Annotated in this window: 16 protein-coding genes; 15 read left to right on the top strand and 1 reads right to left on the bottom strand. The window is 63.0% G+C overall.

The window, feature by feature from the left end; all coding sequences use genetic code 11:
* The first annotated feature begins 42 nt into the window (after positions 1-42).
* Both speB and H7A77_RS03175 read left to right on the top strand, forming a co-directional pair.
* Positions 43-963, top strand: coding sequence for an agmatinase (gene speB / locus H7A77_RS03180; RefSeq protein ID WP_004937606.1), 921 nt, complete (start codon positions 43-45; stop codon positions 961-963).
* Between the two features lie 337 nt (positions 964-1300).
* A complete protein-coding gene (locus tag H7A77_RS03175) occupies positions 1301-1453 on the top strand; it encodes a Hok/Gef family protein (protein WP_182073848.1) in 153 nt (50 codons plus the stop codon).
* A 110-nt stretch (positions 1454-1563) separates the two neighbouring features.
* Here H7A77_RS03175 and H7A77_RS03170 read toward each other — a convergent pair whose 3' ends face one another.
* Positions 1564-2805: an MFS transporter gene (locus H7A77_RS03170; RefSeq protein WP_182073812.1), complete on the bottom strand. Its 1242-nt coding sequence runs from the start codon at positions 2803-2805 to the stop codon at positions 1564-1566.
* A 397-nt stretch (positions 2806-3202) separates the two neighbouring features.
* Here H7A77_RS03170 and H7A77_RS03165 point away from each other — a divergent pair, with 397 nt between their 5' ends.
* The 13 genes from H7A77_RS03165 (at position 3203) to H7A77_RS03105 (ending at position 14480) form a co-directional block, all read left to right on the top strand.
* Positions 3203-3520: a non-heme iron oxygenase ferredoxin subunit gene (locus tag H7A77_RS03165; protein WP_004937614.1), complete on the top strand. Its 318-nt coding sequence runs from the start codon at positions 3203-3205 to the stop codon at positions 3518-3520.
* 2 nt (positions 3521-3522) lie between these two features.
* A complete protein-coding gene (locus tag H7A77_RS03160; RefSeq protein WP_019456046.1) occupies positions 3523-3831 on the top strand; it encodes a recombinase-like helix-turn-helix domain-containing protein in 309 nt (102 codons plus the stop codon).
* Positions 3832-3851: 20 nt separating this feature from the next.
* Positions 3852-4895: an aromatic ring-hydroxylating dioxygenase subunit alpha gene (locus tag H7A77_RS03155; protein WP_033652735.1), complete on the top strand. Its 1044-nt coding sequence runs from the start codon at positions 3852-3854 to the stop codon at positions 4893-4895.
* Positions 4892-5647: an SDR family oxidoreductase gene (locus H7A77_RS03150; RefSeq protein ID WP_108681955.1), complete on the top strand. Its 756-nt coding sequence runs from the start codon at positions 4892-4894 to the stop codon at positions 5645-5647. The genes H7A77_RS03155 and H7A77_RS03150 overlap by 4 nt, the downstream gene beginning before the upstream one ends.
* A gap of 37 nt (positions 5648-5684) precedes the next feature.
* Positions 5685-6479, top strand: coding sequence for an IclR family transcriptional regulator (locus tag H7A77_RS03145; protein ID WP_004937625.1), 795 nt, complete (start codon positions 5685-5687; stop codon positions 6477-6479).
* A gap of 109 nt (positions 6480-6588) precedes the next feature.
* Positions 6589-7530 carry a VOC family protein gene (locus H7A77_RS03140; RefSeq protein ID WP_182073811.1) on the top strand — a complete coding sequence of 314 codons (942 nt, stop codon included), beginning with the start codon at positions 6589-6591 and terminating at the stop codon, positions 7528-7530.
* The gene (locus H7A77_RS03135; protein WP_182073810.1) at positions 7527-8738 is read left to right on the top strand and encodes an NAD(P)/FAD-dependent oxidoreductase; all 1212 of its coding nucleotides are present in this window, start codon (positions 7527-7529) and stop codon (positions 8736-8738) included. Before H7A77_RS03140 ends, H7A77_RS03135 begins: the two co-directional genes overlap by 4 nt.
* Before the next feature lie 23 nt (positions 8739-8761).
* The gene (locus H7A77_RS03130) at positions 8762-10018 is read left to right on the top strand and encodes an MFS transporter (protein WP_072627019.1); all 1257 of its coding nucleotides are present in this window, start codon (positions 8762-8764) and stop codon (positions 10016-10018) included.
* A gap of 32 nt (positions 10019-10050) precedes the next feature.
* The gene (locus H7A77_RS03125) at positions 10051-10575 is read left to right on the top strand and encodes a cupin domain-containing protein (RefSeq protein WP_004937634.1); all 525 of its coding nucleotides are present in this window, start codon (positions 10051-10053) and stop codon (positions 10573-10575) included.
* On the top strand, positions 10575-11393 hold the full coding sequence (locus tag H7A77_RS03120; protein WP_072627020.1) for an alpha/beta fold hydrolase: 819 nt from the start codon (positions 10575-10577) through the stop codon (positions 11391-11393). The genes H7A77_RS03125 and H7A77_RS03120 overlap by 1 nt, the downstream gene beginning before the upstream one ends.
* A complete protein-coding gene (locus tag H7A77_RS03115) occupies positions 11390-12184 on the top strand; it encodes an SDR family oxidoreductase (RefSeq protein ID WP_033644722.1) in 795 nt (264 codons plus the stop codon). Before H7A77_RS03120 ends, H7A77_RS03115 begins: the two co-directional genes overlap by 4 nt.
* 15 nt (positions 12185-12199) lie before the next feature.
* Complete coding sequence (locus tag H7A77_RS03110) at positions 12200-12994, top strand: aspartate dehydrogenase (RefSeq protein WP_182073809.1); 795 nt, start codon at positions 12200-12202, stop codon at positions 12992-12994.
* A gap of 16 nt (positions 12995-13010) precedes the next feature.
* Positions 13011-14480 carry an aldehyde dehydrogenase gene (locus tag H7A77_RS03105; protein WP_182073808.1) on the top strand — a complete coding sequence of 490 codons (1470 nt, stop codon included), beginning with the start codon at positions 13011-13013 and terminating at the stop codon, positions 14478-14480.

Genomic DNA, 14480 nt, shown 5'->3' with positions numbered 1-14480 from the left:
GGCGTCTGCGCCCGGCAACTTGTTGAACTACGAGGGTTTACTATGAGCACCTTAGGCCATCAGTCCGATAATTCATTAGTGTCCAACGCCTTTGGTTTCCTGCGCTTTCCGCTGAACTTCATGCCTTACGACAGCGATGCAGAGTGGGTCATCACCGGCATTCCGTTTGACATGGCGACCTCCGGTCGCGCCGGCGGCCGTCATGGCCCGGCGGCCATCCGCCAGGTGTCCACCAACCTGGCCTGGGAAGGCAACCGTTGGCCGTGGAGCTTCGATCTGCGCGATCGCCTGAACGTGGTTGACTGCGGCGACATCGTGTTCAACTTCGGCGATGCGCAGGACATGAGCGACAAGCTGCAGGCGCACGCGGAGAAACTGCTGAAGGCCGGTAAGCGCATGCTCTCGTTCGGTGGCGACCACTTTGTCACCCTGCCGCTGCTGCGCGCGCACGCCAAGCATTTCGGCAAGCTGGCGCTGGTGCACTTTGACGCCCATACCGATACCTACGCCAACGGCAGCAAGTTCGACCACGGCACCATGTTCTACCATGCGCCGAACGAAGGCCTGATCGATCCGCATCACTCGGTGCAGATCGGCATTCGCACCGAGTTCGATCACGACAATGGCTTTACCGTACTGGACGCCGCGCAGGTGAACGATCGCAGCGTGGACGACCTGCTGACCCAGATCAAAGGCATCGTCGGCGATATGCCGGTGTACCTGACCTTCGACATCGACTGTCTGGATCCGGCGTTCGCACCGGGCACCGGCACGCCGGTGATCGGCGGCCTGACTTCCGATCGCGCGCTGAAACTGGTGCGCGGCATGCAGTCGCTGAACATCGTCGGCATGGACGTAGTGGAAGTGGCGCCGGCCTATGACCAGTCCGAGATCACCGCGCTGGCCGCGGCGACGTTGGGTCTGGAGATGCTGTACCTGCAGGCGGCCAAGAAACACGCCTGACGCCAGGCCACGCCTCGCTGAAAAAGCGGCTCCCATCGTATGGGGGCCGCTTTTTTTTATTTCATTTGTCGCCATCCGTGCGGCGATTTTCAGTCTGTTGCAACGCCTTTGCGCAATTTTGCGCAGAAATGAAACGGAGTCAGTAAAAAGGAACCGGGATAACGGGGAGGATGAATATACTGCGGGCGGGTGCTCTGGATCTTTGTATCTAGAGCCTGCGTGAAAGGTACAAAGAGAAAAGCCCCGAGTCGATATTCATCAACCCGAGGCCAACTCTAACGCCAGACAACGTTAAGTTAGCCTCTTACCCGCCGCGAGGCAAGGAGAAGAAGGCATGATGCCGAACAAACGGAGCCTGTTAAGATTGGTGGTTATTTGTGCCACGGTAATATCACTGGCATGGATAACCCGCAGCACGCTGTGTGAGCTGCGTATCCGATCGGGCACTACGGAGGTTGCGGCCATTTTGGCTTACGAATCCGAACGGTAAGGCAACCCGGCGACGGGGGATGTCCCCCGTCTGCTGGTTGTTGGCGTCCAGATCCATGAGCACCCTCTCAAGGCCATTGGCTTTCTCTGCCGCAACGGTGCGGGAACAGGCTATGCCCGCTTCACCTGGCGCGCCAGCAACATGCGGCCAAACAGCGCGCCGCCCGCCAGCAGCGTCAGCAGCTGTGAGGCAATCAGCACCGCAAAGCCCGAGGACACCTTGCCCTGGCTGGCCATTACCATGCCCATCGCCATCGGCACAAACGCCGAGAACAGATTGCCGATGCCGTTGATCAGCCCATAGGCGCTGCCGACCGCCTCCGGCCGCGCATAATGCTGGAGCAGCGTGGGGATCGCCGCGCCCTGCGCGCCCCAACAGGCGTTGGCCGCCAGCAGGAAGAACGCGATCCAGCCAAGCTGATGGCTGTTCATTACGCCATAGATGCACAGCGCGGTCGCCGCGCCGCCAAAGACGAAGATCAGCGGTGCCTGATAGGGGCGGATACGATCGAGCAGCACGCCGCCGAGGTATTTTGAGGCGATGCTGACGATGAAAGGCAGTGCGGCCATCCACCCCATCTGCTTGATGGAGAATCCTTTTTCATCGGTCAGGTAGGCCGGCAGCCAGGCGCTGGACCCCCAAAGATAGCTGAGCGTGGCGATCTCGATCAGCAGGATCCAACCGAGCATCGGCGTGCACCAGGCCAGCGCGAAGGTGTGCCAGACGCGGCTCAACACCGGCTGAGGATCGGCGGGGCGTGAAGATGAGGGTAAGGCGAGCGGATGAACGAACAGCCGCACCAGCGCCAGGCCCAACAGCAGGTTGAGCAGCGCCAACAGGTGAAACGACATCGCCCACCCGAAGTGCGCCATCAGAAAACTCACCAGCGGAAAGCCGATCACCAGCCCCAACGAGACGCCCAGCGCGCTGACCGCGTTGGGTTTGCCGCGCTCGTCGGCGGCGAAATGATCGCTGATGTACATGGTCTTGAGCGAGAACAGCGGTCCTTCGCTGACGCCAAGCAGCGCGCGCGCCGCGCACAGCAACAGCAGCGATCCCGCCAGCGGCGACGCGGCGGTGAGCAGCGCCCACAGCACGACGCTCAGCGTCAGCGCGCGGCGGTAACCCATCAGCGTTTCCAGAAACGGCGTCAGCAACATGGCGGACAGGCCGTAACCGAGTAAAAACACCGTCATCAGCGTGCCCTGATGGGCGCGGTCGCCGCCGAGTTGAAAGTGTTGCAGGAAGTCGGGATTGACCAACATCACGGCGATATTAACCCGATCCGCATAGGCGATAACGATCAGAAACAGCAGGGCGATCACCCCAAACCAGCGTTGACGTTGTTGCACGGCGCGTTCCTCAGTGCGAGCGGTTGACGAATTCAGGCAGCAGTAAACTCACCTGCGGATGCCATTACGTGCAAACGCGGGGATGAGGCCGATTCATGTAAATTTATTGTTATAAAATTAGGTGTAAAAGACAGCGAGAGAACTCTTTTACGCGCAATGCGCCGCCAGGATCAACGCAATTTTTGCCATAAATTAGCTGAAGAGCGCACAACTGACATAGGTTTTTCATATCGGTGCATTATTTCGTGATCCTTCCCGCATTTGTCATTTTTAAACAACCTTTCATTAACATTTGCCGCGCCGCTCGCTTGACGAAAGTTTCGCCAGACTTATAGTGACTGTATTAAATAAGAAACTGAGTTTCATATATGAAACAATCAGATAGAGGATAAAAGCAATGAGCTGGAAGAATGTGTGCGAAGTGTCTCAGGTGAAAGAAGATTTTCCTTTCTCCGGCAAAGTGGAAGGCAAAGAGATCGGGGTTTACCTGCTCGACGGTAACTACTATGCGCTGGAAGACGTCTGTCCGCATGCTTACGCCTTGCTCAGCCAGGGGTTTGTTGACGACGGCAAGGTTGAGTGCCCACTGCACGAAGCGCTGTTTGACGTGCGTACCGGCCAGTGCCTGCGCGAGCCGGGCGGCCGCGATCTGCAAACCTATCCCACCCGGGTGGTCGACAACCAAATCCAGATCACCTTTATCGCGGAGGAGTAATCATGCAGCACATCACCGATTTCAATCCCTGGCTGCCGGACACCCAACAGGTGACGCCAGCCCGCGAAGGCGGCAACGGTCAAATCCATCAGCCGGGCCAGTTCCGCAACGTTGTGTGGCAAAACCGCGCCCGGGTGCCGGACGGTTTCGAAACCGCGTTGGTGGCGGCGCTGGAAACGATTTTCGATCAGGGCGCGGAAGAGCTGGAACAGATCGTCAGCGCGTTGAATCAGCGCCGCCTGTTCGATCGCAGCGGCCAGCCGTGGAATGAGGCGACGTTCCGCGAATTCCTTCACGTTAACGGTTTCTGATCGACACCCGGGAGAAGACAATGACAGCAAACACAACATCCTCCGAACAGAGCTTGCAGGACTATCTTGACCAGGGGCTGCGCGGCATGTGGTATCCGGTGCTGGCCAGTTGGGAAGTGGGCAACAATCCGGTCGGCATCACCCGCCTTGAGCAACAAATCGTGGTGTGGCGCGACGGTGAAGGCCAGATACACGCGTTGGAAGATCGCTGCCCGCACCGCGGCGCGCGGCTTTCCATGGGGTGGAACCTCGGCGATCGCATCGCCTGCTGGTATCACGGGGTGGAAGTCGGCGGCGACGGGACGGTGAAAGACGTGCCGGCGGTGGATCGCTGCCCGCTGGTGGGGCAAAAATGCCTGCGCGCTTACCCGGCCAAAGAAGCCTACGGCGCGGTGTTCCTCTATTTTGGCGTGACGGCGGATGAAGCGCCGGCGGAGCTGACTTTCCCGCAAGAGCTGGCGGACGAAGCGTCGTACAGCCACTTCTTGTGTACCGCCAGTTGGAACTGCAACTACCAATACGCCCTGGAAAACGTGATGGATCCGATGCACGGCACCTACCTGCACTCTTCCTCGCACTCGATGGCGGAAGGTGATCGCAAGGCGGACATGGGGCTGGAGCCGACCGACAGCGGGTTTATCTTCAAGAAAAACGGCCAGATCGGCGTCAATTTCGACTGGGTGGAGTTCGGCAACAGCGGCGCGTATTGGATGCGTCTGTCGATCCCGTACAAAAAACGTTTCGGGCCGGGCGGCCACTTCTGGATCATCGGCATGGTGGTGCCGGAAGACAAGGATCACTGCCGGGTATTCTTCTGGCGCATCCGTAAGGTCAAAGACTGGCAGCGCGACATGTGGCGCTTCATGTATCGCAATCGCCTGGAATCATTGCATTGGGACGTCCTCGAGCAGGATCGCATCGTGCTTGAAAACATGGCGCCTAACGCCCGTGGCCGCGAATACCTGTACCAGCACGACGTCGGTCTTTCACGCCTGCGCCGCCTGATGCAGAAAGAGGCGCAGAAACAGCTGGCGACGCTGCGCGAGCGGGAGGCGGCGCAGTGAACGGCCTGTTGAACGGTAAACGTATCGTGGTTACCGGTGCGGCGCGCGGCCTGGGTTACAGCTTCGCCGCCGCCATCGCCGCTGGCGGCGCGCAGGTGGTGATGTGCGACATTTTGGCGGATGAGCTGGCGGCGAGCGGCGCCGCGCTGCGCGAGCAGGGCGCTCAGGTGGAAATGCAAATCATCGATCTGGCCTCACCGGATTCGATCCGTTCGGCGTTCGAGAAGATCGCCACAGGCGGCGGGATCGACGGGCTGGTGAACAACGCGGCGCTGGCGACCGGCGTCGGCGGTAAAACCATGATGGAATACGACATCGATCTGTGGGATCGGGTAATGCAGGTCAACGTGCGCGGCACCTGGTTGGTGAGCCAGGCGGCAGTGCCGCTGCTGGCGCGCAACCCGCACGCCAAGATCGTCAACGTGGCGTCGGACACCGCGCTGTGGGGCGCGCCGCGCCTGATGGCCTATGTCGCCAGCAAAGGCGCGGTGATCGCGATGACGAGATCGATGGCGCGCGAGCTGGGCCCGCAGGGCATATGCGTCAACGCTATTGCGCCTGGCCTGACGCGGGTGGAAGCCACCGAGTATGTGCCCGCCGAGCGCCATCAGCTGTATGAACAGGGGCGCGCGCTGGCCGGGGCGCAGCATCCGGACGATGTGAACGGCACGGTGCTTTATCTGCTGTCGCCGCTGGCGGATTTCGTCACCGGCCAACTGCTGCCGGTCAACGGCGGCTTCGTATTCAACTGACGGCCCGCAGGGCAGGCGCACAGCGCAGGAGCGAGAGATGGCGGACGAGCAAGCATGTAAGTATCTGATCCCGGGACTGGATCGCGGATTGCAGTTGCTGCTGGCGTTTGGCGAGCAGCATAAGGAAATGACCTTTGCCGAGTTGCATCGCCTGGTCGATATGCCGAAGGCCACCGCCTACCGCGTGGTACAGACGCTCGAGCACCTGGGCTTTCTGGAGCGCAATCCGCGCACCAATACCTTCGCGCTGGGCATCAAGGTGCTGCGTCTCGGCTTCGAATACATCGCGTCGCTGGACGTCGCGCAGGCCGGCCAGCCGGTGATCGAACAGCTGCGCGATCGCAGCCAGTGCAGCAGCCATCTGGCGATCCGCGACGGGCGCGACGTTATCTATATCGCCCGCGTCAGCGCCGCCGGTTCTCAGATCAATCAGGTCAGCGTCGGCACCCGTTTGCCGGTGCACCAAACCTCGCTCGGCCGCATGTTGTTGACCAGCGCCACCCGCAGCGAGTTCGAACAACTCTATCCGGACGCGCAGCTGCCGGGCAACGCGCCGGGCACCCCGGCGGATCGCGAAACGCTGTGGCAGATGGTGCAGCAAGACAAGGCGCGCGGCTATGTGATCGGCGAATCATTCTTCCGCCACGGCATCTCCTCGATCGTCTACCCGATCTTCAACCGTGAGCAGCGGGTCGAGGCGGTGGTCAGCATCATGGTGCCGTCCGATGAGATCCCGAAAGCAGATCGCGAGCGGCTGCGCATGGAAGTGCGCGATGCGGCGGAGAAAATTTCCGGCTTCCTCGGCGCGCCGCCGCAGGCCAACGTCGGCTAACCGACAGGACCGACTCTTTCACTCAGGCAGGGATAAGGCCCACAGCAAACAGGGGCCGGGGTTCAGTCATGCCTGAAAACCGTATACAGCGAGAACGTGAGGCTGAGCAATGAGCGTAATCGGAATCGAAAAACTGGAGTTTGGCGTCGAAGATCTGCCAATCTGCGAAAAATTCATGCATGACTTTGGCCTGCAGCCCGCCACGCAACATTGGGGCGAACCGCAGCGCGAATTCACTACCCTGAGCGGGGCGCGGGTCGTTCTGCACCCGTTGCAAAGCGCGGCGCTGCCTGCGGCGTTTGAAGACGGTTCCACCCTGCGCCGCATGACCTGGGGCGTGGCATCGCCCGCGGATCTGGCGCGTCTGCAGCCGCGTTTGGCGTTGATGCCCGGCTTTCGTCAGGTGGGGGAAGAGCTGGAATGCCGCGATCCCAACGGCATGACGCTGCGCTTCGTCGTCAGCCGCCAGCAGGCGGTCGAAGTGCCGGTCACGCCGATCAACCAATGGGGCGACGTGCGCCGCATCGATCAACCCAGCCCGGTCTACTCGCAGGCGCAGCCGATCAATATCGGCCACGTGGTGTTCTTCGTTGACGATCTGGCGGCGACCGAGCGTTTCTACCGCGAGCTGTTGGATTTCCAGGTTTCCGATCGCTATATCGATCGCGCCGTCTTCCTGCGCACCCAGGCGCGCGGTGGTCACCATAATCTGTTCCTGCTGAAGCTGCCCAACCGCCCACGCGGCCTGAACCATGTGGCGTTCACCGTGCGCGATATCCATGAAGTGATCGGCGGCGGCATCGCCATGAACAAAGAGCAGTGGAGCACCTTCATCGGCCCTGGCCGCCACCCGATTTCCTCGGCGTATTTCTGGTACGTCAACAGCCCGACCGGCGGCGCGTTCGAGTACTACACCAACGACGATTATCTGACGGAAAACTGGCAGCCGCGCGAGCTGGAACATTCGCTGGTCTCCTTCACCGAATGGGCGGTAGAAGGCGGCATCGATCACGATACGCGCCGCCAGCATAAAAAGGCGCAAGCGTTATGAACCGGCCGGAACAGGCGGGCATTGTCATCGTCGGCGGCGGCCAGGCCGGCGGTTGGGCGGCCAAGACGCTGCGTGACCGGGGTTACAGCGGCCGGCTGACGGTGATAAGCGACGAACCCTACGATTTTTACGAGCGGCCGCCGCTGTCGAAAGCGGCGCTGCTGGATGCCGCTGCTCCCCTGAGCCGGCTGTTCAGCGAACAGGCGGTGGCGGAGCTGAACATCGACTGGCGTCGCCCGCTGCGCGCCGAGTCTATCGACGCCGAACAGCAAATCGTCACGCTCAGCGACGGGCGACGGCTGCAGTTCGAGCAGTTGCTGATCGCCACCGGCGGGCGGCCGCGTTTGCCGGGCGCCGCCTGGGCGCAGCACCCGCGCGTGATGACGCTGCGTTCCTGGGATGATGCGGCCCGGTTGCGGCAGGGCCTGCAGAGTTGCCGTCGCCTGGCGATCGTCGGCGGCGGTTGGATCGGGCTGGAGATCGCCGCTTCTGCGCGCCGTCTCGGCGTTGAGGTGACGGTGTTTGAGCGCCAGCCTGCGCTGTGCATGCGCAGCGTCGGCGCTGATGTCTCACAGGCGTTGCTCGAACTGCATCGCCGGCAGGGCGTGACGGTGTTGTGCGGCTGCGGCGAGATCTCGCTGGAAGATCGCGACGGCGCCGCCTGGATCGGCAGCGAAGTCAGCGATCCGCAGGCCTTCGATCTGGTGGTGGTGGGGATCGGCGTCGAGCTGAATCTCGAACTGGCGCGCAGCGCCGGGCTGGCTATCGAGTCCGGCATCGTGGTCGACGGCCAGGGGCGCACCAGCCATCCGGCGATCTTCGCCGCCGGCGATGTGGCGCGCCACCCGAAGCTTGGCCTGTGCCTGCAGTCCTGGGCCTACGCGCAAAATCAGGCCATCAGCACCGCCTGCGCAATGCTCGACGCCTTCGCCGCTCCGTATGACGACGTGGCCTGGCTGTGGTCGGATCAATACGACGTCAATATCCAGATCCTCGGCGTGCCGAGCGGCGGTGTGCACCATGTGGTGCGCCGCACGCCGCAGTCGCAGGTGTTCTTCACGCTGAACGCCGAGCGGCAGTTGGTGCAGATGGTGGCGTTCAACGACGCGCGCACCATCAAGCTCGGCAAGCGTTGGCTGGCGAGCGGCCGGGTGCTGGATCCGCAGCAGCTGGCGGATGCGGAGTTTTCTTTGATGGCGTTGAAATAACGCCCGAACCTCGGGAGCGTTTTATGACTACGCAAGACATTGACGCCCGCGCTGGACGGGCGGGGGAAACCGTTGCCGAAAATCCGCAGCAGCGGGTGCGCTGGTCGGTGCCGATTGCGCTGTTCGCCTGCGTGCTGCTGGCGTTTTTCGACAAAATCAGCATCGCGGCGCTGTTTTCCGACGCCGAGTTTCAGCAGGCGCTGGGCATCGGTTTTGACCCGGCGCGGCTGGGGTTGCTGATGAGCGCGTTTCTGTTCTCCTACGGCATCTCCTCGATGCTGCTCAGCGGCATCGGCGATCGGCTTAATCCGGTCAAAGTATTGATTGGCATGATGGTGGTGTGGGGCGTGCTGATGGTGTTGATGGGGCTGGTGCGCTCCTATCACGCCATGATGACGCTGCGCATTCTGCTCGGCATCGCCGAAGGGCCGCTGCTGCCGATGGCCTACGCCATTATTCGTCAGGCCTTCCCGCCGCAGCTGCAGGCGCGCGCCACCATGCTGTGGCTGCTCGGCACGCCGCTCGGGGCCGCGCTCGGCTTCCCGGTCACCCTGTACATCCTCAATACCTTCGACTGGCAGGCCACCTTCTTCTTTATGGCGTTTCTGACGCTGCCGGTGATGTTGCTGGTGCTGTTCGGCATGCGCCACCTGAACGTGTCGCGTCCGGCGGCGGCGGCCAAGCCGGCGGTGTCCGAACGCCAACAGCATCGCCGCGAGCTGTTGCGCAGCCCGCATTTCTGGATGATTTGCCTGTTCAATATCGCCTTCCTGACCTACCTGTGGGGCATGAACGGCTGGTTGCCGAGCTATCTGATCAAGGGCAAAGGCATTCATCTGGAGCATGCCGGTTACCTCTCTTCGCTGCCGTTCATCGCCATGCTGCTCGGCGAAGTGCTGGGCGCCTGGCTGTCGGACAAGCTGGATCGGCGCGCGCTGGCCTGCTTCCTGTCGCTGTGCGGCGCCGGCCTTGGCCTGGCGGTGGTGCTGCACCTGCAGGGCACTTACAGCGTGATCGCCGCCATGGCTTTCAGCACCTTTATGTGGGGCGCCGGCGCGCCGAATATTTTCGCGCTGTTGGCGAAGGCGACCAGCAGCAAGGTCAGCGCCACCGCCGGCGGCATTTTCAACGGACTGGGCAATTTTGCCGGCGCGCTGGCGCCGGTGCTGATGGGGGCGTTGATCGCCGCCACCGGCAATATGGATAACGGCCTGCTGTTCCTGGTGGTGATGGCGTTCGTCGGCTGCCTCATTCTGCTGCCGTTGCTGATAAAGTACTGATTAATCAATCGTTTCAACAGAGGAGTGACAACATGTCTCAGGTTGAGAACAAAGCCGGCGTCAAGCCGCAGGATCTGTCGATGGAAAACTGGGTGGAGTCGCGCATCGCCCGTTTTGAAGGCCGCAAATACGACTGGAACGCGCTGAAATTCCAGGCCGATTTCGACCCGAAATACCGCCGCGCGCAGATGCGCTACATCGGCACCGGCGCTACCGGCGTGGCCAGCGACGCCAACACCATTCCGGCGGGCAATTTCACTTTCTCCACCATGGTGTTGCCGTCGAAGTGCGAGGGCCCGTTGCACCTGCACGACGACGTGGAAGAAGTGTTCTTCATGCTGAAAGGCAGCATCACGCTGATGATCCAGGATGGCGAAGAGTATTACGAAACCAGGCTGAAAGAGCGCGATTTGATTTCGGTGCCGGCGGGGGTGTATCGCGGCCTGTTCAATCACGGCGAGGAAGAGGCGCTGATGTGCGTGATGCTGGGCACCGCCAAGCCGGAGATCCCGACTTATCCGGCGGATCACCCGCTGTCCAAAGTGAAGCGTAACTGATGAACGGCCTGGCGCAACGCCAACGGGCGCGCTGCGGGGCGTACACCCTGAGCTGGCGCGAGGCCGGGCAGGGGCGGCCGGTGGTGTTGCTGCATGGCATCAGTTCCGGATCCGCCTCGTGGATCAAGCAGTTTAACGACAGCGGCCTGACGGACGGCCATCGTCTGTTGGCGTGGGACGCGCCGGGCTACGGCGGCAGCCTGCCGTTGGCGGATCCGCAGGCTGACGCCGCCGGTTATGCAGCGGCGTTGGCGGCGCTGATTGATGAGCTGCAGCTGGGGCAGCCGCTGATCGTCGGCCATTCGCTGGGAGCGCTGATCGGCAGCGCCTACGCCGCCGGCTATCCGGACGGGCTATGTGGGCTGGTGTTGGCGGATCCGGCGCAGGGCTATGCCGCGGCGCCGGAGGAAAAACGCCGACAGGTGTACGGCCAGCGCCAACAGATGATGGAGACGCTGGGGCCGGTGGGCTACGGCGAGCAGCGGGCGGCGGCCTTGCTGCGCGAAGGGGCGGATCCGCAGGATATCGCCTGGGTGCGCAACGGCATGCAGCAGCTCGATCCCGACGGTTTTCTGAGTGCCGCCTGGATGCTGGCCAACGATGATATTGGCCGCTATCTGGCGCGCTATCGCGGCCCGCTGGAGGTGTGGTGCGGTGAACTGGATCGCATTACGCCGCCGGAGAAGGCGGCCGAGCTGGCGCGTGAGCAAGACGCGACGCTGCGTCTGATCGCCGCCGCCGGTCACGCCAGCTACCTCGATGCGCCGGCGTGTTTCAACCGCTATCTGCGGGACTTTACGGGAGCAATCCAACGATGAATTTTCAGCTTGAGGATCGGGTGGCGGTGGTGACCGGCGGCTCATCGGGCATCGGTTTCGAAACCCTGAAACTGCTGCTGGCCGAAGGGGCGAAGGTGGCGTTCTGCGGCCGCGATCCGGACAAACTGGCCGGCGCGGAGGCCAGCCTGCGCGCGGACTTCCCGCAGGCGGAGATCCTGGCGCTGCGCTGCGACGTGCTGGATGCGCAGCAGGTGGCGCAGTTCGCCGCTCAGGTGACGGCGCGTTTCGGCGGCGTGGATCTGCTGATCAACAACGCCGGTCAGGGCTTCGTCGCCCACTTTGACCAGACGCCGCGCGAAGCCTGGCTGCATGAGGCAGAGCTGAAGCTGTTCGGCGTGATCAACCCGGTGCAGGCGTTTTTACCGGCGCTGGAACGATCGGATATCGCGTCTATCACCTGCGTGAACTCGCTGCTGGCGCTGCAGCCGGAAGAACACATGATCGCCACCTCGGCGGCGCGCGCCGCGCTGCTCAATATGACGTTGACGCTGTCGAAAGAGCTGGTGGGCAAAGGCATTCGGGTTAACTCGATCTTGCTGGGGATGGTGGAGTCGGGCCAATGGCGCCGCCGTTTCGACGATCGCAGCGATAAAGATCAAAGCTGGGAGCAGTGGACGGCGGCGATCGCCGAACGCCGCGGCATCCCGATGAAGCGCCTCGGCAAGCCGCAGGAACCGGCGCAGGCGCTGCTGTTCCTCGCTTCGCCGCTGGCTTCCTTTACCACCGGCGCGGCGCTGGACGTTTCCGGCGGCTTTAACCGCCATGTGTAACAGGGGCCGAAAAAGATGAAGAAGATCATGATGATTGGCTACGGCGCGATGGCGAAGGAAGTGATCGCCCGTTTGCCGGAAGGCGTGGAGATCGGCTGGATCCTGGCGCGCGCAGCTCATCATGCGGCGATCGCCGAGGCCTTTGGCGGGCGGGTGCAGGCGCTGACTCATCCCGAGCAGTGTTCGCAGCGGCCGGATCTGGTGCTGGAGTGCGCCAGCCAGCAGGCGGTGGTGGAGTTTGGCGAAGCGGTGCTGCAGCGCGGCTGGCCGCTGGCGCTGATCTCGACCGGCGCGCTGGCGGACGCCGCATTGCAACAGCGGTTGCAGCAGGCCTGCCGCAGCCATCACGGGCAACTGATCGTGCTGTCCGGCGCGGTGGCGGGCATGGACGGGCTGGCGTCGGCGCGCGAAGGCGGGCTGGAAAGCGTGACCTATCAGGCCAGCAAGAGCCCGGCCAGCTGGCGCGGCAGCCCGGCGGAGCAGCTGATCGATCTCGATGCGGTGAGCGAAGCGCAGGTATTTTTTGAAGGGTCGGCGCGCGAAGCGGCGCGTTTATTCCCGGCCAACGCCAACGTGGCGGCCACCATTGCGCTCAACGGCCTGGGGATGGATGCCACTCGGGTGCGCCTGCAGGTCGATCCCGCCACCCGGCGCAATACCCATCGGCTGCAGGTATGCGGCGACTTTGGCGAGTTTCACATCGAGCTGAGCGGCACCCCGCTGGCGAGCAATCCCAAAACATCAACCCTGGCGGCGCTGAGCGCGGTACAAGCCTGCCGCCGTCTGGTGGACGGCGGTTTTATTGCCTGAACGGCAGGAGCGGAGCATGGAACGATTGAATATTTTTGTCGCCGGGCGCTGGCGTGAAGGGCGCGGCGAAGAGATGGCTTCGGTATTCCCGGCCGACGGCAGCGTCAACGCGCGGCTGCGCGCCGCTAACGTCGAGGATGTCAACGAGGCGGTTGAGGCGGCGGAAAAGGCCTGGCGCGCGCCGGAATGGCGTGGGCTGGTGCCGCACCAACGCGCCTCAATTCTCTACCGCGTGAGCAACCTGATTCTGGCGCAACAGGAACAGCTGGCCGAGCTGCAGACCCGCGACAACGGCAAGCCGCTGGCGGAGACCCGCGGGCTGGTGGCCAGCGCGGCGGCGACCGCGCGTTACTTCGCCGCCGCTTGCGAAGTGCTGGAGGGCGAGCTGCCGACCCCGCGCAGCGCCGAAGTGATGACGCTCAGCCAGTATCAACCGATGGGGGTGATCGCCGCCATCACGCCGTGGAACTCACCGATCGCCAGCGAAATGCAGAAGGTGGCGCCGGCGCTGGCGGCGGGTAACGCCGTGGTGCTCAAACCGGCCGAAGCCACGCCGCTGATGGCGCTGAAGCTGGCCGAGCTGTTCGAACAGGCGGGGCTTCCTGCTGGGCTGCTCAGCGTGCTGCCGGGCAAAGGTTCGGTGATCGGCGAGGCGTTGGCGCGCCATCCGTTGGTGAAAAAGATCGCCTTTACCGGCGGGACCAGCACCGGGCGCCATTTGGCGCACATCGCCGCCGACAAGCTGATCCCCACCTCGCTGGAGCTGGGCGGTAAATCGCCGACCATCGTGCTGGAGGACGCCGATCTGGAGCAGGCGGCGCGCGGCATCTGCTACGGTATTTTCAGCTCCGCCGGCCAGGCGTGCATCGCCGGCTCGCGGCTGTTCGTGCATCGTTCGCTGTATCAGCCGCTGCTGGCGCGCTTGACCGAACTGACGGCGGGGCTGCGCATCGGCAACCCGCTGGTGCCGGGCGTGCATCTCGGCCCGCTGATCAGCGCCAAACATCGGCAAAGCGTGGCGGACTACGTGGCGCTGGCGCGGCAGGAGGGCGGCCGGGTGCTCATCGGCGGTGAAGCGCCGGCCGATCCGCAACTGGCGAGCGGCAGCTATTACCTGCCGACCATTATTGAAGGTTTGAACAACGACGCCCGCGTCTGCCAAGAGGAGATCTTCGGGCCGGTGCTGGTGGCGCTGCCGTTCGACGACGAGCAACAGCTGATCGAACAGGCCAACGACTCGGTGTACGGCCTGGCGGCCGGCATCTGGAGCCGCGATTTCCCGCGGGCGATGGCGCTGGCGGAGCGGCTGGAAACCGGCACCGTCTGGGTCAACACCTACAAAACGTTCTCGATTTCCACGCCGTTCGGCGGTTTCAAGGAAAGCGGGCTGGGCCGCGAAAAGGGCCTGAACGGCATCAAGGCCTACATGCAGCAGAAAAGCGTGTATCTGGCGCTGAGCCATCAGGTGAACCGCTGGAGCGACTAG

This window comes from Serratia sp. ME47, from assembly GCF_903970925.1.
Lineage (GTDB): Bacteria > Pseudomonadota > Gammaproteobacteria > Enterobacterales > Enterobacteriaceae > Serratia > Serratia ureilytica.
This window is presented reverse-complemented; position numbering and strand designations above follow the sequence as displayed.

Excerpts from the sequence above, each read along its gene's own strand:
- speB (WP_004937606.1), top strand. The coding sequence starts at position 43 with ATGAGCACCTTAGGCCATCAGTCCGATAATTCATTAGTGTCCAACGCC.
- H7A77_RS03175 (WP_182073848.1), top strand. The coding sequence starts at position 1,301 with ATGCCGAACAAACGGAGCCTGTTAAGATTGGTGGTTATTTGTGCCACG.
- H7A77_RS03165 (WP_004937614.1), top strand. The coding sequence starts at position 3,203 with ATGAGCTGGAAGAATGTGTGCGAAGTGTCTCAGGTGAAAGAAGATTTT.
- H7A77_RS03160 (WP_019456046.1), top strand. The coding sequence starts at position 3,523 with ATGCAGCACATCACCGATTTCAATCCCTGGCTGCCGGACACCCAACAG.
- H7A77_RS03155 (WP_033652735.1), top strand. The coding sequence starts at position 3,852 with ATGACAGCAAACACAACATCCTCCGAACAGAGCTTGCAGGACTATCTT.
- H7A77_RS03145 (WP_004937625.1), top strand. The coding sequence starts at position 5,685 with ATGGCGGACGAGCAAGCATGTAAGTATCTGATCCCGGGACTGGATCGC.
- H7A77_RS03140 (WP_182073811.1), top strand. The coding sequence starts at position 6,589 with ATGAGCGTAATCGGAATCGAAAAACTGGAGTTTGGCGTCGAAGATCTG.
- H7A77_RS03135 (WP_182073810.1), top strand. The coding sequence starts at position 7,527 with ATGAACCGGCCGGAACAGGCGGGCATTGTCATCGTCGGCGGCGGCCAG.
- H7A77_RS03130 (WP_072627019.1), top strand. The coding sequence starts at position 8,762 with ATGACTACGCAAGACATTGACGCCCGCGCTGGACGGGCGGGGGAAACC.
- H7A77_RS03125 (WP_004937634.1), top strand. The coding sequence starts at position 10,051 with ATGTCTCAGGTTGAGAACAAAGCCGGCGTCAAGCCGCAGGATCTGTCG.
- H7A77_RS03120 (WP_072627020.1), top strand. The coding sequence starts at position 10,575 with ATGAACGGCCTGGCGCAACGCCAACGGGCGCGCTGCGGGGCGTACACC.
- H7A77_RS03115 (WP_033644722.1), top strand. The coding sequence starts at position 11,390 with ATGAATTTTCAGCTTGAGGATCGGGTGGCGGTGGTGACCGGCGGCTCA.
- H7A77_RS03110 (WP_182073809.1), top strand. The coding sequence starts at position 12,200 with ATGAAGAAGATCATGATGATTGGCTACGGCGCGATGGCGAAGGAAGTG.
- H7A77_RS03105 (WP_182073808.1), top strand. The coding sequence starts at position 13,011 with ATGGAACGATTGAATATTTTTGTCGCCGGGCGCTGGCGTGAAGGGCGC.